Source organism: Chitinophaga agrisoli (assembly GCF_008386695.1).
GTDB lineage: Bacteria > Bacteroidota > Bacteroidia > Chitinophagales > Chitinophagaceae > Chitinophaga > Chitinophaga agrisoli.
On record NZ_VUOC01000004.1, the window covers coordinates 592,147 to 608,970 of the forward strand.

General features: G+C 40.6%; 11 protein-coding genes. 4 read left to right on the forward strand and 7 right to left on the reverse strand.

The annotated features are described in order from the left end of the window. Positions 1-2 precede the first annotated feature (2 nt). The 5 genes from F0L74_RS21560 to F0L74_RS21580 all read right to left on the reverse strand — a co-directional run bounded on the left by F0L74_RS21560 (position 3) and on the right by F0L74_RS21580 (position 5,281). Positions 3-1,190 (reverse strand): adenylosuccinate synthetase, encoded by a 1,188-nt coding sequence (locus F0L74_RS21560; RefSeq protein WP_149839983.1) that lies wholly within the window; start codon positions 1,188-1,190, stop codon positions 3-5. Positions 1,191-1,212: 22 nt separating this feature from the next. Continuing rightward, positions 1,213-2,388, reverse strand: coding sequence for a PfkB family carbohydrate kinase (locus F0L74_RS21565; protein WP_149839984.1), 1,176 nt, complete (start codon positions 2,386-2,388; stop codon positions 1,213-1,215). A gap of 6 nt (positions 2,389-2,394) precedes the next feature. Beyond that, positions 2,395-2,778: a hypothetical protein gene (locus tag F0L74_RS21570; RefSeq protein ID WP_149839985.1), complete on the reverse strand. Its 384-nt coding sequence runs from the start codon at positions 2,776-2,778 to the stop codon at positions 2,395-2,397. Between the two features lie 44 nt (positions 2,779-2,822). Further along, positions 2,823-3,077 (reverse strand): hypothetical protein, encoded by a 255-nt coding sequence (locus F0L74_RS21575; protein ID WP_149839986.1) that lies wholly within the window; start codon positions 3,075-3,077, stop codon positions 2,823-2,825. A gap of 341 nt (positions 3,078-3,418) precedes the next feature. Next, positions 3,419-5,281: a DUF262 domain-containing protein gene (locus F0L74_RS21580; protein ID WP_149839987.1), complete on the reverse strand. Its 1,863-nt coding sequence runs from the start codon at positions 5,279-5,281 to the stop codon at positions 3,419-3,421. A gap of 494 nt (positions 5,282-5,775) precedes the next feature. On the opposite strand from F0L74_RS21580, the gene F0L74_RS21585 reads away from it, so the two are divergent. The 3 genes from F0L74_RS21585 (at position 5,776) to F0L74_RS21595 (ending at position 10,938) form a co-directional block, all read left to right on the forward strand. Further along, positions 5,776-7,158 carry a DnaJ domain-containing protein gene (locus tag F0L74_RS21585; RefSeq protein WP_149839988.1) on the forward strand — a complete coding sequence of 461 codons (1,383 nt, stop codon included), beginning with the start codon at positions 5,776-5,778 and terminating at the stop codon, positions 7,156-7,158. Positions 7,159-9,409: 2,251 nt separating this feature from the next. After that, on the forward strand, positions 9,410-9,955 hold the full coding sequence (locus F0L74_RS21590; RefSeq protein WP_149839989.1) for a FecR family protein: 546 nt from the start codon (positions 9,410-9,412) through the stop codon (positions 9,953-9,955). Positions 9,956-10,413: 458 nt separating this feature from the next. Next, positions 10,414-10,938, forward strand: a complete 525-nt coding sequence (locus F0L74_RS21595; RefSeq protein ID WP_149839990.1) for a DUF4974 domain-containing protein — start codon at positions 10,414-10,416, stop codon at positions 10,936-10,938. 103 nt (positions 10,939-11,041) lie between these two features. Here the strand turns inward: F0L74_RS21595 and F0L74_RS21600 are convergent, their stop codons facing one another. Both F0L74_RS21600 and F0L74_RS21605 read right to left on the reverse strand, forming a co-directional pair. Next, positions 11,042-11,263, reverse strand: a complete 222-nt coding sequence (locus F0L74_RS21600) for a hypothetical protein (protein ID WP_149839991.1) — start codon at positions 11,261-11,263, stop codon at positions 11,042-11,044. Between the two features lie 219 nt (positions 11,264-11,482). After that, positions 11,483-14,755 carry a SusC/RagA family TonB-linked outer membrane protein gene (locus tag F0L74_RS21605; RefSeq protein ID WP_149839992.1) on the reverse strand — a complete coding sequence of 1,091 codons (3,273 nt, stop codon included), beginning with the start codon at positions 14,753-14,755 and terminating at the stop codon, positions 11,483-11,485. 718 nt (positions 14,756-15,473) lie between these two features. On the opposite strand from F0L74_RS21605, the gene F0L74_RS21610 reads away from it, so the two are divergent. Beyond that, positions 15,474-16,817 (forward strand): deoxyguanosinetriphosphate triphosphohydrolase, encoded by a 1,344-nt coding sequence (locus tag F0L74_RS21610; protein WP_149839993.1) that lies wholly within the window; start codon positions 15,474-15,476, stop codon positions 16,815-16,817. Positions 16,818-16,824: the final 7 nt, after the last annotated feature.

A 16,824-nucleotide genomic window follows, 5' to 3' on the forward strand; every position in this document is an offset into this window, starting at 1 on the left:
ATTTATCGTAAATCTTCAGTATATTGACTGTAACTATACCTAACCGTTGAAAACTTACATTCCAAATATTCGGGTAGAGAGCTTGGGCGAATGGTATTTTTTACTCCTTTCTTATAAACAATAAGCTCATCATTCGCTATTTGATCAAGACAAGTAAGAACTAAATGCTTTTTAAGACCAGAACTAAAATTCATATCGCAACTTAGTGCATAATTAAGCTTATCAATGTCCAAATAGTTGATTCGGAACGGTCCTTGAAATTCATTCTTTTTGTTAGTCTCAAATTGGCAATTTTTCAGTTCAATTTTAGGTCTGTATTCTGCGAATGGTCCATTTCCATGACGCGTTTGATAAGCTCTAGAAACGTACACCACCTCTATTTCCGAATGTCTATCCCAATTATTATTAGCCAGTAACTCAATGGCATTCTGACAGGTTGTGTTGCTCTTTGTAATGTAGGGGTAATTTCCAAAATTCCTATCTAATAAAATCCCCTGAGCCCCTTCAAAGATGAAAGTTCCCCATTTGTTAAATGTATTAAAGATCTCCTTTTCCTGGACCATTTGAATAATGTTATTAGTCATTAGACCATAAAGTTTTTCTATATACCCCTCAAATTTCCGGTCCTCCGAATTATGATCAAATTGATCAAAGTCAAACCTTGTTTCCTCATTAATCTTATCTTTATAATACTTTCTAATTTCCTTTAAGATCTTACCACGTTGCGAAACGGACAGTAGATCATTAAAAACTAGCGTCAGCCCAGTATTATCCAGTCTATCAATGGTAGCACCAAACCCTAGCCCGCAACTCCCATATTTTCCGGCTCCACGGGTTGCTTCCAGTGCTCTGTTATAAAGTACATCATAATGAGTTGTTATTGGGCACAAATTATCCACGTATAATTTTGGGACAACGGAGAGTGTTTGATATTCATAAAGCAAATATGCAGGGGAAAGCGTACAAAAACGACTCCAGTATGTTGGCACATTTCGAAGCGTACCAGATCCAAAGCTGGAGAAAACATGTTTTTGGCCCATTTTAGTTACAACTGTATGGCCTGCCTGATGCCCTCCGTTATAACGTATAACTATTGGGTTCTGAGAATTCATGCATAAATAGTCTGTTGTTAGCCCTTTCCCCTCATCCCCAAATGCCAAACCCACAACAATAAACGTTTTAACCGCCATCAATTACATTTTAAGAGAAGCTTTACCAAGAGGCCTTGTATACAGCAGTTGACAAATCATTGGTTATCTCGCAATTTGAACCCTCAAGCATCAAAAGATCTACCTCATTTATATTCTCCGCCAATAGTACCACTCTTTTACCAATTGCCCTCGCATAGCCCACTTCGAATAAAGTCCCTGGGTCCAAACCATTAACTATGGCAAATATAACGTCAGCACTTTTTATGCCTTCTAAGTCCTGGCACGCAATGTCCAACGATTCTCCAAATCCAACATCATGAAATGGAGAAAACACCTGGTTTCCAAAACTTAATAAACAACTCCTGACTTCATTGATCAACCATCTCTCAGCGATGTTAAAAAAAGGTCCAGCAAGATATATTTTCTTTTTTTTCGATCGATCCGATAAAGCTTCGTAATGAGGGATATCGGTAGGAAGTGGTAGAAGCCTAGATTCACAATAATATGCCGTGAAACGCGATGCATACATCGCGGAGTCAAATGCAGACTCTTTCTCAAGCATCCATTTCCAAGCAAAAGCGGCCGAAAATATATCACCTGATCCAATAGGCCAAACAGCTGATGTAGCAAAAACCGGTATTTTATGAATTCCACTGTCTTCTATGACTAACGCTCCACTTGATCCATTTTTTATGACAACCACCTCCGCTCCCTGGCTTTCCAAGAGGCTTCTTCCTATTTGCTCCAGGTCCACACTGTCTTTAAGTCCAGATATCAAACGCGCTTCATTCTGATTAACCAAAATTGCCAAATGTTCTGCAGTAGATTCAGTTTCTCTGAACCCTATACTATTTTGGGCATCATAAACTGCAAAGTCGCAAGAAACCTTGGCGGTTGCCTCTATCATTCCGTAATAAAGAATATTTTCCGCATCGATATCTGGCAAACTTACTTTTGGGCGGTCAAATATGGAAGATTGAAAAATAGGTGAAGATAATGGATGATAGTAATGGAACGAGACTGTCTCCTCAATAAGCTTAAAATTTGACACAATATTAAAATTATCGCATATACTTTTAGCAGCATCATATTTGTCTTTGCCAATACAGCTTGTAAACGATATTTTCTTACCGGTGTTTGACAATGCCACGGCCGCCCTCAACCCCGAACCGTACAATTCACGGTATTGGGGCTCGATACAAAGTTCTAGGTACGTACCTCCTAAAATTTTAAACATAAATAGCTATTTTTGAGGTTTAACTACAACCTCGCAAGTATTTCCTCGTTTATTCTTGACAAGGGCAATGAAGACTTTTCCCTTTTTAAGGCATTTAACTACCTCTTCCGATTCTGCCAGAATCAGATCGCCACAAATCTCATCCTCTAGATTATAAACAGATATACTGTTCTTCAGCCCCAGTCGCACAGAGAGACGGTCTCCAACATTCACCTTTCTTACTCCTGGTTTGACATTTTGGATAAGTGTATTCAGAACTAATCCATCGCAGTCATCTCCATTGGCATTTCCATTTAATTCAGATGCTGACCGTGTTATTGGGTTCGTGTATTGAGAGTAGGGTTCGGCATCGCGCTGATAGTTACTGCGGCCACCGCCTTTTGCTGTCATATTATATTAATTAATGTTTATTATAACTACTTTAAATATATAGCTTAGCTATGGGTGGAGGCAGTAACGTCATCCACCACTCTTTTTCCGAGGCTGTTGAGTGACACCCCACTTTTTACGGCTGCAAATATGTCCTTTACCCAGCGACGACCATCGGAATTACGCCATCTGCCGAGGCCAAATTCCGACGACGATTCGAGATATATGAGAACTGCAGCATCGCATTGAAACCGTTTTACAAATTCTTCCAGAACTTGTTCATCAGTTAAGTCATTAAGGTAAGCTTGCTTCTTTAACATGGAAATATATTTAATGAATACACAAAATTAACGGACTAGCATCGCGCAGCCTATGGGATTAGATTTGTATCACCATAACATTATTATCACCTCGGCTATCACCTTTTGAGTAAGTTTAGTATATTTTGCCGACAGCTCGTTTCCTGACCTATTTCTTTCTTTGTTTAACACAAATACAAAACATGCATTATTAGCAAGTACTTCAACGAAGAATATTAATACGTTTATTTTGAGGAATCTCCAATCTAATCGTTCCAATACAACAAATCTGTTTGAACAGTACATTCAAATCGATTAATAATTGACTTCTTTGATTGCTGATCGCCCTGACGTGAAAGATACTAGTTCCATATAATTTGAACGATTTGAGCCAACAACTTGTGCCTCTCCTCAATCTCATCAGGGCCAAATTTAGACGGTATAGCACGCATATTAAGCTGATGCGCTCTAATCAGCTCTAATAAATCAAGCTTCGATTTATAAGTATCTGCTCTCAACGTCTCGTTCCAATACAGCGTATTAGCATAAGACCTCAGTTTATTCGTGTAAACTTCATCATTGCTCGATTGATTGTCCCGTCCCTTTAGCAACAACAGCCCACCCAGTCTATTACGTTCTCTATAAAACAGCTCCTCGTCTTCATCAAAAAGAGCGAAGTTTTCGTCGTTATCAGCGATAATATGCTCAATATGAAACCCGTTTACCGAGCCAGTTTTGGTCACGAGATCACTAAATGTGTGCTTCATTTTCAATTTCATTCCAACTGCAAGAAATTCTTCGATCCGCGCGTAGAAATACCGCAAAAATCGACTAGGCAAATCTTTACCGGTAATATCTTTAAAATATAGATAAGAGAAAGCCTTATCTATCGTATTTACTTCGTTATGATAGTTAAGTTCTTTAATCAAATACGTATCAAAAATGTACCGATAAGCAGTTACATCCGCGTCCCTTATTTTAATAATTATTTCCCATACAATATCGTTGAACCTATTACTATCATATGCTCGTTGTAACCTCAATAGTGAAAAAAGCCTGTCCATTTCTGCTGATATGGTCATTATCTTCTCTTCTTCTTGTTCATCATTTAGTCGACAACAGGACATAAAGAGCATAAACTGCGTATCTTGATCATTCAGCTGATTGTAGTAGACATGGGGATACTTAGGATCCAGCTGATTGTAAGCTGTTAATATTCTAATATATAGATCACTATAATAGGTAAATTCGTTTTGCAAAAAATGCTTAATGGCACCAGGGTTATTCTTTAATTTTAACTTTTTGTTAAAGTCATCAGTAAAAATAACTCTATGATAATTACTCTCGGAAACTTTATTAAAGTCAGCCTTATTGTCAGTATACCTTGCCCTAATAAACGACCAAAAGAAAAAATCAATTTCATTTTCATTTTGTAAATTTATCGCTTGCACCTTTGCCTCCCATAATTCATTAAGTGCCAATCTATCAAGATCGATCTTATCCACCAATCCAAGTAATTTCCCTTTCAATATTTCGTAGGGTTTTAGCTTCACACCACGATCGTTAATCACCTCAAAAACCATTGGAACGTTTGTTTGCTCTACTGTTAGATTAATCAGCACAAGTCTATACAGGAAATAAAATATGAACGTTTCAAGTTTTTGTTTTGATCTTATATCATCGTCCAACCACTTGGAAATAACAGCGTAGTTGGCAAGTATATTCTCTGCTCCTAAACCCGACTTAGCAGGTATTTTCTTTAAATCCTCATCGCTTTTAAGCAATCCTTCCAGAGTTGAAATATGTTTTACATGATTCATCCAGAACTCCTTTTTCGGACCAGAATATCCAATTATCTTCCTTTCAACCCATGGCATTAATTCAGAATCGTATTGTTTAGTCATATGGTACAACTTCAACAAAATCAGTGTTAACGTAGTTAATCTCTGTTGCCCATCAACTACGTATACTTTTCCTTCAATAACATTTGTCACATAGGTATTTAGATAATACCACGGATAGTAAGCCGTTACCACCTCTTTTGATGGAATTAACTCTTCGTGCTCTCTAGATGAATATTCAAGATTGAATTTGAAGAAAATATCATCTAAAAGCCGCTCGACAGGATCCCTATTCCATTTATACTCACGTTGATAAAAATCAATATAGTAAGTAGTGCTCGCGAATAAGGTATCAATATTTTGTTTGTCTGGTGATATATCCATATATAGCAAATTTTCCTCCCGTTGCTGATTCAACAGGATGCACAAGAGATAAGTTTTTTTTGATTTATAAGCAGGTACTGCTCATGGTTAGCTTAAATGGTTATTGTAATTTTGAGTTTATGGAATACACTATCGCACCGGTATAGGTGTTTCTGGCTTTGCAAATAATGACACGGGTAAAATTGAACTTGGACGACAAATAGAAGTATTGTCCTTACTCAAAATTACACTTATTTATGAATTAACCAAATGAATGGTGGGTTGACAAGCAAAATCTTAGCAAGAGAAATAATTTGACGCCGTTCTACCATTCCATACCCATTAAATCCCCTATCAGCGATATTACTCCTCATGATTATGCCGATGTACCAAGCCATGTTATGTCCACCGGTCTGCGCGATGTCTCTAACTGATACTAACTTAATTCTGAAGACATTATAATATTTAGTAAATTTACCGCAACCTAATTAAGCGGACAATATACCTATACGTCTATGAGAGACTATTATTACATCCTGGGAATCGAATCCACAGCAACCGAAACAGAAATTAAATCTGCCTACAGAAAACTCTCCCAAAAATTCCATCCTGACAAAAACAATGGAGAATCGTTTTTTGAGGAAAGATTTAAAGCTGTACAGGAAGCTTATGAGACTCTATCCAATGCCGCCAGGAGGAGGCTATATGACGAGAAGCTAAGACAATTTAACTCCTCAAAGGTAAATAGCGACGATTTGAAAAGATTCGAAGAGGCATTAAAAAGAAAGTTCGAAGAGGAGTTTAGGAAGCGGGAGCAAGACCTTAGAAACGACTATACAAGGAAAGAGCAGCGTCTCAAAGAAGAGGCCGAGCAAAATAGGCGTGCCCAAGAGGAGGTCACGCAATCGGAGGCCGCCTCTCAAGATAACGGGGGGAGCTATGTGATAGTTACCTGCGTATCAATTGTAATTGCCATTATCATATTGGGTGTATTCCTGAATAGGCAACCCAGCGCCTCCAATACTCCTCCCCCAGCCGTCTCCGACCATCCAACCACGCCCGCCCCTGATTTTGTAAAATTAGTAGACGATTGGAACAAAGCTCATAACACAAGGGACATAAGCCTTTTTTTTGTGCTTTTTGACAATTCTGTTCTTTTGTATGGCACACAATCGGACAAAAATACCTGTATTGAAAGCAAACTTTCGCTATTGAAGAAATACAGGTACTTTAATCAGCAGATTAATGGTGGTGTACAAACTGAACTACAGGAAAATGGAGACGTGAAATGCTTGTTTACAAAACATGTCACTATAAATGAAGAGCTAGATAAAGAATATGCTGCATACCTGATATTCCGGAAGGTGGGATATGATTGGAAGATCATTACAGAGGGCGACTTAACAACAGATAAAAATCTAGCTAAAAAAAAGCAGGCCTTAACACAAGGTGAGGTAAAAGGAGACTTCAATGGAGATGGCCAAACTGAATCCGTATCCGTAGTTCCACCGAAGGAAGACGACACCGGGATGGATTGCGTTGGAGATTGCACCACCTATTTACAGTTCTCAGATACAAATCTTCCCGGAATAAAAATTGAAAATAGTCTGGGAGGCATGGTAAGCAATGTAGGGGATCTTAACGGGGACGGAAGAGATGAATTAGGCTTTTTACCGGGATGGTTCACTAGCTGTTGGAGGCAGTATCACGTATTTACCTATAAAGATGACAACTGGTTGAATGCGGTCCCGTCCTTTTCCACGCACTGCAACCAATGGGAGCAAGGCATTAAACCAATCGAAACCGATATAAATATATCCGGGAATGTGATCATCAGATATAGCGAATTCACCGGGGATGACATTGTTGTAAAAAATAAATCCGTGCCAATAGAATAGCTCGTTACATATTAAGCTTGTCATACACATATATTAAAACCCACTATGCAATTGGCATAAAATCTGGCGACAGTATAGATAATTGGTTCTGCATTGCTATTAATCCGTACACTACAAACTCCTTCATTAAAACTTAAATGCATGGCGCCAGGTTATAGCATGTTTTGTTTCTACCGTCATCGCCAGCCTGTTATTATATACTTATATTGATACCTTCCTATCGTGGGAGGATAAAAACTCCGCTGCAATCGCCTAGCACCACGTCTCCGTAACTTAGTCAAACGAGACTAGAAAAACAGTAAGACACTCCCTGATCAATGAAAACCGACAGTAAACTGATAATAACGCACATCCCGGCAAGGTATGATTACCTTTGGATGCTTGTTGGCTAGCTCTGTCTTCTGGCAGAGGGCCTTTTATAGTTTAAAGATTTTATCAATACTTGGCTATCCAACGATAAAAAAGCTTACTGGCTGCCGTTGGTGGCAGGAGCGGTAAGGGTGGAGATCTTTAGATACAATGAAAAAGGGCCTTTCGGCCCATTCTGATTCTATATAGCCAGATCCATAGATTGATCTGATTAGATACTTAAGGATTATTATCAATATTTCGCCTGTTATTGCCAGTAATGCCCCGGATAAAGGCAAGCACCCTGTTAAAAGCCCGCTCCCATCCATTGGCACCGATCATCCACTGAGCATTTCCATGCCCATTAGCCTCCATCTTTACCGGCATTGGGGCTGGCGTTGACTCAAACTGTTTCCATAAAAACAAATTAGTTAAGGTAAGATGCCGTACCACTCCCTACTCCTCTTCTGAACTGGCCTCAGGACGCAGCACGGCAATAAAAATGAAAAAAGCAGTATGTAAATTCAGTGCAGTAAAGTCCATAAACTGCACCTACCGGTAAAGGCAGTAAATGGTCATCATAATCATATCACAAATTCTTCCTATGCAATATTCCGGTAAAGGCACGTCTTATACTAACCAAGGCATAATATATTAGGTGATACCCATAAGCCAGCCGTTAATGATTACAATATAAAGGTCGTTTAATATTTTCATCTCCCGGTGGACAATCAGGTCAATTGCGGTGCAAAATTGAGTCAACTGCGGTGTTTTCCCGGCCACCAGACGACCACCGCGGACAGGCAAAAGGATTATTTCCCATCTCATGTTATCATATCTGATGAAGGACGATGTACACCGTGCTTCACCACCTGAGCAGTAAATTACTCCGCGGTGGGAAACGGGTTTCACGGCTGGTCGGATCTATGAAATGACCATCATTTATTTCTGCCAGCTCTTTATCCGAAGCCTGCAAGTCTACAGCATCTTCCATTCTTTGGTCCAACTCCCGATGGCAATCACCTAATGCCTATGCAACTTTCCACCTCCGCCTGCAGCTGCAATGACCGGCCTAAATACCATTGTAATATTAACCAACTTAGGTATACCAAAATTATTAACCAAATAAAGAGCCGTTATTAGTAGTACAACCGGTTTAAATTTGCGTATAGTGTTATTAGAAAGAAATTGAAACTATGATCGTTCAGATCTTTGGTGGGAAACACCCAAAAAAACGATGGTGCAATATCTGGCCACTATTAAACCTACCTGCGTTCATCTCTAGCAATCGAAATTTAGGAGCTGGAAATAGGTGAAAATGAAAACAAATAAAATAATAATACAATTATTAACGAAGCGTTCACTACTAACAGTTATTAGTTACCTAACATTGCATATGATTTCATCTCTTATAAGATGAAATTATAATAATCATATTATTTCACCCCATAATCAAGAGAAAACTATTCCGTCGCCGTTGAAATTTATATGTAATGCTGAGAATATTAACAAAGGACCATTATGCCCCTATCCTCAAGATTCCCTTTTTATCTGTAAGAATGGTCGGTTCCTGGCGCCAACTTAGACATACAGCGTATGTCCCAGGCGATAATATCCTAAAGCCTGTAAGCTTACAGCATATATATCAGGGAGATTCGTGTCATATATAGCCGATCAGCAAGGTATCCACATAGATACTCATATATAAAACCACCATTAGTGAAATTCCACACGAATATGCGCAGGCGACACCCTGCCTATTTCCTGTTTATTTCCAAAAACGATGGTGATACACCCTATAAATATTATGGACAACCAATAAAATCAAACTGTACAGATGGGAAGACTAACAACACGCTACAAATCAGCCAATAATTATAGAATAGATAAACCAATAATTTTTATGAAAAAGAAATGGCAAGAAAGCGACATCAGCGCACTAATTGAAGAATTTGAACAACTGCTCTTTAAGAACAACATGGGAATCGCCACCGAAGAAGAGAACTGCCGTTTAAGTGAACTTATCAAGATAAAGGAAGTGCGAGCATGGTATTACAAAATCAGAGACAGATATCCAAATGCACAGTTTAAGATCGAATGTGAGCCGAAACGCAGGCAAATGAAGCGTATTGTAGCATCCATTGTTTCCTTGTTACTATTCTGTGTATTATTATATGCGATTCATCTCGTTACGAAAGACCCTACGCCTGCACGTAAATCAGAGCACGGATTTTACGGCACGCCGTTAAAAGATCTCGTAACAAAAGCCAGCAAGCAATATGGCAAGACCATCGTCCTGGACCAGCCTCAGATCGGAGACATACCTGTAAGTGGCGGGTTTGAGTTTGAGAGTGATATACGACTGGACGATTTTCTATACAATTCAACTTACCCCTACGATCTGAGGTATTATACAGATTCGTTGGGAGTAATTCATATCTCATATTAATTGCCATAATACTGCTCCCCCAGGTCATGGTTCCAGATCATGTCCTGGGGGAAAATTGGTACGCATGGTTGACCTTACAGACATTTATCATATTAACAAATTACGCCATGACGTCGCATTGACAAAACAGGGATGGTACGGACGTTCTCATTTTCCAGTATATTTTATTAGAATGATACTAAATGTTTATGGCCGTTCGATTAGTTGGCCGTCAAATTTGCAAATGTTATGGTACCATATCTCATCACCATAAAAATCTGTGCATGCTCACTTACTGAAAAATGAAAAGCAAATGCCGTGGCACATCGAACCAGCCTAACGATGCTCACTGTTAATATACGCCTGATGCACACGGCTATCTACCGCACGCCGGACTTTTAACGCTCACGGGACACAGAAGCGCTCCATAGCTGTGCACACTTTCGTATTAACCAACCACTAAATAATAATCTAAATCAATGATGGGAAGAGAAAATTTCAACGTCAAGATATTCCTTGACCTGCTGGAGAAGAAGCAACTTGGCTTTACAATAGACGAAGAGGACCACTATTTAATCGAGCTGATAGCCACAAACGATGAGGCGGAATATTGGTATAAAGTTTACACACGCCAATTTCCAGAGCCGCGGCTCAATCTTGGACGCAAACGGGCCGTTACAACAAATTACCCGATAATAATATTCGCACTCCTATTACTCGGTATTTCCGTATATGGATACTTCTATCTTAATAAAAAAGCAGCACCGGTACAGAGGATAGAACAGCGGTTCTCCGGTACATCATTTAAAGATATAATGGAGGAAGCTGAAAAGGATTATGGAGTACATATAGTCTTTGATGAGGTCAACATCCAGGAAATGCGTGCCAGTGGCGTCCGCGCCCCGGATAAAATATCGCTTGTCCAGTTCCTTGATTATCTGACCCAGCCCACTGGCCTAAGATATTATAAAGATCCATCGGGCACCATTCATATTTCAAGGTAAGGAGGAAATAGCCGTGCGTTCCGCAAGGATACCAATACCTGCTGCTACCGCGGCTGTCAAAAAAAATGACCGGGGAACACTGCCCCGGTCATTTTTTCCTGCTTCAAGGCAACCGGTAATAGGGCGTTTGGCACGCATCCTGGTACCAGGTGCGGGTGGCCGCTCCAAAAGCCGTAGTACAGACAGTACCCGTTACTGAAGGGCCGCAAACATCGGGAAGCGTGGTAAAGGGGAAACACGCCGCGCCCAGGTTACTCTGTTTGTACCGCCCCTGCAGGAATACTTTGGCTTGCAATTTGACCGTTGCCGAAATACCAGCAACCATAAGACACACGATTAATACTCTGATTTTTACATTTTTCATACTCCAAGGTTTTAAGTATTAGAAAATAAAAGATAACACATGCTATCTGCATCATTCAAATACCACAACGAACATCAGGCTTAGCCTATACGGCGCCTTGTCCGTCCCGGAAAGAGTAAAAACTGAAGTAGCCAAAGATTAAATAGCGCCTGTGAAACGGTTAGTGATTTCCTTCTGATCCTAAAGACTGAGCTGGATCCCCGCTGTCATGACCCTTAGCGAAGGGTAGATATCCTCATCGGTAATTAGTTCCGGGTCCCTCCCCTTGTAATTTGTTATAGTGAAAAGATTTACGCCCTGTAAATATAGCCTGCAGCTGCTGATCTTCATCCTCTTTAAAAGCCTATCTGACCATTGATACCCTAACATCAGGCTTTGCAGCCGCAGATAGTTCACCGCTGCTATCCGCTTATCGCTTAATAGCGCAAATTTATAAAGCCGTCCCGCCACTGTTCCTGTGTTGGTGGTATACCTTTGAACCGGAACATTATCTCCCCCCTCCTGCCATCTATCCAGGACTGTTACCGGCTGATTATACATTGTTCCGGGGGCCTCCGGCGCTAATCCAAAGTCAGCGTTGTAATTATTCTGCCGGGCAAACCTGAACAGGAGATCCAATTGAAATCCTTTATAGACGATGTTATTTTGAAATCCGCCATAGAACACGGGAACCAGGCTTTTAGCATAAGGTCTTTTTTGAATAACTTGCGGATCACTGCCACCATATGCAAATTTGTATAAGCCGGCGCCGGCATCTACCCCCTCCATTCCATAGGTAAGCGCTACATCCAGCGGCGCTCCAATACGGTAAAAATTCCGATAATCCTGCTCTTCAATATGCGGAAAATCTAAAAGTTTGGTGTCAGGGAAAGATATGTTGATGGAGCTATTGATCCTTAAGGGGCCAGAACGGAACCATTGAGCCGCCACATCCACTTCCACCCCTCTATTTACGATAACTGCCGGATAATTAACGGGAATACCGACATTGAGGGCATTTGAATACACGGCAGTTAACAGTTGGTCCCAGCTCCTATTATTATAGTAGCAAATAGTCCCGGTCAGCTTATCATCTAAAAAGCCCATTTCAACGGCAATTTCCGCTTTGCGGATTTTCTCCGCATGAGGGGCGCGTGCAAGTGAATTCCCAAAGCCGGCCAGAAGATCCATTAGCACTATTTGTTTACTGGTATCCGCCCTCTCCCGGTACTGATCATTTCCTGAATACCCCCAACTGCCATGAAGCCGCCCGTAGCTAAAGAAACTGCTATCATTGAACCAACGTTCCCTGCTAAATACCCAGGCAGCGCCTACGGTCCCATATACGGCGCTATAGTTCTGATTATTTATCCTGTTCGAATTGTCCCTGCTTGCGGTAAACGTTACTATATATTTATCGTTCCTTTTTACCTCCGCCCTCGCATAAATAGATCCAGCACGAAAATTACTATCCGGTTTAAAAAGCTCCAGGGTTCCAATTGCGCCGGATCTACCATAGAGGGAAGCATCATTTGCGAAATACTCCTGCACACCTTCCTGCTGCATATGCTCCCAGAATAACCTGGTACCGAACAGCACACTAACGCGGGTATTGTTAAACTGTTTTTTCCATTGAGTGCTTGCATCGAACATTGTTGTCTGATAGCGGTTATCCAAAAAATTGGAATATGCGGTCATGCTATCCTTCGGATTAAACGAGCTCATTGGATATACCTGCACTTGCCGGTTCTTCATGTAATTAAAGCCGAATGCAGCGTTGATCAGCCATCCTGCCGCAGGTGCATATGTATTTCTTATGAATCCCTGCCCGATGCTGGACTTTTCCGTCGATTTCTGTAAAAAATTAACATATGGATTATTCCCAAAATCATTCGCGAAGTTCAGCTTTCCACCGGCATACAACTCCGGTGTTGTTGGAGGGGTGGTTGAAAAGGACGTCACGTCTACCGCCGGTAATATATTCCTATCTGCTACATAACTTACCGAGGCAGCCGTCTTTATTTTTCCTTTTTTGTCGCTATAATTGAGTTGCGCCCTTCCACTCCCTTTCCTGTAATTAAATTGGGAAGACGGGTACACCGTACTTTCTGCTCTGTATAACCCGCTCAACCGCCAGAACAGCTGCCTCCGGCTGCCCTTAATTTCCAGACTGGCATCTGTAATATGAGCAGTTCCTCCGATCATCCTTCTCTGCCAATCTGTATACTTAGTAGTATCCCAAAGCAAAATGTCGTAATCACTGATCGTGGAAGCAGCCCTGCCGTCATTTCTAATTGCCTGCCGCCTCATTTCTGTATACTGTTTACTATCCAGGAGCCGCAGGAACCTGGTGGCTTGTCCTATCCCGGAATAGATATTTACCGTAAGCGACTGTTCTCCGGGCGCCGGCGTCTTACTAATTATAAGAATAACACCATTAGCGCCTTTAGTTCCGTATAATGCAGTAGCATCAGCATCTTTCAACACCTCTATACTTGCGATATCGTGGATGGAAAGCAGATTTAACGGACTGGAAGCAATATTGGCAAGCGGGATCAATTGCACATCTTGCTGGAGTATCGTCTTTTGCTTTTCAAAAAAGTTATTCGTCAGAAGAGGCGGCAACGGCACCCCATCTATCAAAATTAATGGATCAGTAATGCTTTCAATACTATTCCTGCCCCTTAAGCGGATATTATATCCGCCACCTGGTAAACCAGTTGTTTGGTTAATATAAAGCCCAGATACCCTACCTTGTATTATACTTAACACATTACTGGCGGGCTGGGTCTCTATATCCTTTTCGCTTACGCCGCTTATAGAAGCGGTCAACTGGCGCTGTTGCGTACCACTTACATCTATCAACTTCAGGGGCGCCACCAGGGCAATCAATTGAATGCTGATGGAATCTGCATAGGAAGAAAGCAGCATTGGCTTGTAACCAGATTTTCTCACCTGCAGGATACTACCTCGTTTCATATCCGCCAATTTGAATCTTCCGTTTGCATCGGTTACGCTGCCGATGGTATCGGTAAATACCGAAACGCCAGGTAATGGCCGCATCTTCTCGTCACAGACAATACCGGTAACAGACCGGGTATTAGCCGCTACTATAATTCTACTAAGGGCGGTATCACTATTCTTTTTTATAGGAAAGATCACAAACGTTCCTCTGCGATAGGACCATGTTAACCGTCTTTTATTTAAAAGCCATGCTAATGCCTTGTCGAGGGGAACATTTTTGAAGTCAACGGAGATGATTTCATAGCTATCCAACTGTTCATCATTGTAGAATGCCTGTAACCTGGTTTGTTCCCAAACCGTCTCGAAGAAGTCTTTTATCCTTATTTTCCGGGCTGTGTATGTAATTGTCCGCTCACCAGGAGGAATAACCTGTGATTGCGCTGTTAGTGGAATTGCTGTTAGAAAAGCCAGAATGGCTATTATACTGAATTTGGGGATTAGGCGCCGCATTCACATGTTTCTTTTGGCCTGTAGATTAATATACGATGCTTCCAATAATACGGTTTTTTATATTTAAAATAAAGTGGCGATGGGTGATTGGCTAACATAACACCTACTTAAATAAGCGAGTGAAATACCGCAGACCAGCAACGAATTCATATTTAATTCAATTTCAATTTATGTTCATATAGCATATATAATTTTCTTAAAAACAAATAACCTGCAAGCAGTGGTATTAAATCCAGTACTACAGCACTTGTTGAAACTTATACTGAAATTAAGCAATCACCCGACTCATAATGGTACTCACTCCTATTTTTTGCGTTATTAGCCGTGATAACAACAATCTTTTCGTATAGGTATCAAAAACATAATTTGCCCGATATGTTATTAATACAATTAAAAGAATAAACCGTCTCAGCCACGCGCCATTGGTCGCGAACGATATTGCTTTAGACAGCACCCTATCATCAAATATATTAGGTGATAATTACAGCATCTTAATACCAACTGAATAAATACTTAAACAAACTCATGTCTGGATGCTCCGGCGGTTATTTGCCGTCATTCAAAAAAGCTCAAGCCTTCCTTGCAGCCCACTCCCCTTTAGAACAATATTGACGTATCCTGATCCAGCGACAGCGTCGTATTGATTTTTCTATCCGGGATCTACAAAACGTATTCCATAAAACAAGCATTGGGATTACAACAAGAAATCTGATTTAAAATGAAATGGGAAAAATTACTATCAGCCAAACGTTGGGGAAATGAGGCCAATTACAGCGAGGATCATAATGAAGCCAGATCAAATTTCACAAGAGATTACGACAGGTTAATATTCTCCTCCCCTTTCCGGAGATTGCAGAATAAAACGCAAGTTTTCCCACTCCCCGGAAGCATATTCGTTCATAATAGATTGACACATAGCCTGGAAGTGGCAAGCGTTGGACGATCCTTAGGAAACATCTTTTACAATAAGATAAAAACCAGGGACCCTAAAGTCGATGAGTCAGTTCAATTCATGAGCGAGATAGGAAATATTGTTGCAGCCGCGTGCCTCGCCCATGACCTGGGAAACCCTGCCTTTGGACACTCTGGAGAAGCAGCGATCTCAAGGTACTTTACGGATGGTGATGGCAAAAAATACCAAAATACCTTAACCGATAAACAATGGAATGACCTCACTCATTTTGAAGGAAATGCAAATGCATTCAGAATGCTCACTCATCCATATATCGGAAAAGGGTATGGGGCATTCTGCTTAACCTATTCTACGCTCGCATCAATCGTTAAATATCCATGTTCATCAATTGCGGGTCACGACAAAACAAAAATAAACAGAAAAAAATACGGCTTCTTTCAGTCCGAAGAAAAGTCGTTCGAAAAGATAGCGGCAGAACTGGGCTTAACAAGAACACAGGAAATCCCCTTGATTTACAAGCGCCACCCACTGGTATATCTGGTAGAAGCAGCGGATGACATTTGTTACACAATAATTGATCTGGAGGACGCCCATCGATTAAAAATATTGACATATCCTCAGGTCGAAGAGTTATTGTTTCCTCTATGCGAGGATGACAAATTAAGGAACAGACTAGATAACATCGAAGACCTTGACGCAAAGGTCAGCCTTTTAAGAGCAAAGGCCATTAACTCCCTTGTTTTGGATTGTTCCGAAAAATTCTTTGATAATCAAAATGTAATACTTCAAAGCGAATACAATAAATCACTAACTGAAGATTTAAAACCAACATTACAGCCAATATGGGATAATATATGCAAAATATCGAGGGAAAAGATCTACAACTATTCCTCTGTTGTACAAATTGAAGTAGCCGGCTACAAGGTTATCGGCGGGCTGTTAGAGGAGTTTATACCCGCTCTGATTAACAACAATACTCATTATTATGAAAAGCTCGTCAAGTTAATACCGCCTCAATTTAAAAGTAAAACTCCCGATACTTATTCGAATATCCAAAGTGTTCTGGATTTTATATCCGGGATGACAGATCTATATGCCGTCGAACTATTTAGAAAAATAAAGGGTATTTCATTCCCTACTATTGACTAATTACTCA

Excerpts from the sequence above, each read along its gene's own strand:
- F0L74_RS21560 (WP_149839983.1), bottom strand. The coding sequence starts at position 1,190 with ATGGCGGTTAAAACGTTTATTGTTGTGGGTTTGGCATTTGGGGATGAG.
- F0L74_RS21565 (WP_149839984.1), bottom strand. The coding sequence starts at position 2,388 with ATGTTTAAAATTTTAGGAGGTACGTACCTAGAACTTTGTATCGAGCCC.
- F0L74_RS21570 (WP_149839985.1), bottom strand. The coding sequence starts at position 2,778 with ATGACAGCAAAAGGCGGTGGCCGCAGTAACTATCAGCGCGATGCCGAA.
- F0L74_RS21575 (WP_149839986.1), bottom strand. The coding sequence starts at position 3,077 with ATGTTAAAGAAGCAAGCTTACCTTAATGACTTAACTGATGAACAAGTT.
- F0L74_RS21580 (WP_149839987.1), bottom strand. The coding sequence starts at position 5,281 with ATGGATATATCACCAGACAAACAAAATATTGATACCTTATTCGCGAGC.
- F0L74_RS21585 (WP_149839988.1), top strand. The coding sequence starts at position 5,776 with ATGAGAGACTATTATTACATCCTGGGAATCGAATCCACAGCAACCGAA.
- F0L74_RS21590 (WP_149839989.1), top strand. The coding sequence starts at position 9,410 with ATGAAAAAGAAATGGCAAGAAAGCGACATCAGCGCACTAATTGAAGAA.
- F0L74_RS21595 (WP_149839990.1), top strand. The coding sequence starts at position 10,414 with ATGATGGGAAGAGAAAATTTCAACGTCAAGATATTCCTTGACCTGCTG.
- F0L74_RS21600 (WP_149839991.1), bottom strand. The coding sequence starts at position 11,263 with ATGGTTGCTGGTATTTCGGCAACGGTCAAATTGCAAGCCAAAGTATTC.
- F0L74_RS21605 (WP_149839992.1), bottom strand. The coding sequence starts at position 14,755 with ATGCGGCGCCTAATCCCCAAATTCAGTATAATAGCCATTCTGGCTTTT.
- F0L74_RS21610 (WP_149839993.1), top strand. The coding sequence starts at position 15,474 with ATGAAATGGGAAAAATTACTATCAGCCAAACGTTGGGGAAATGAGGCC.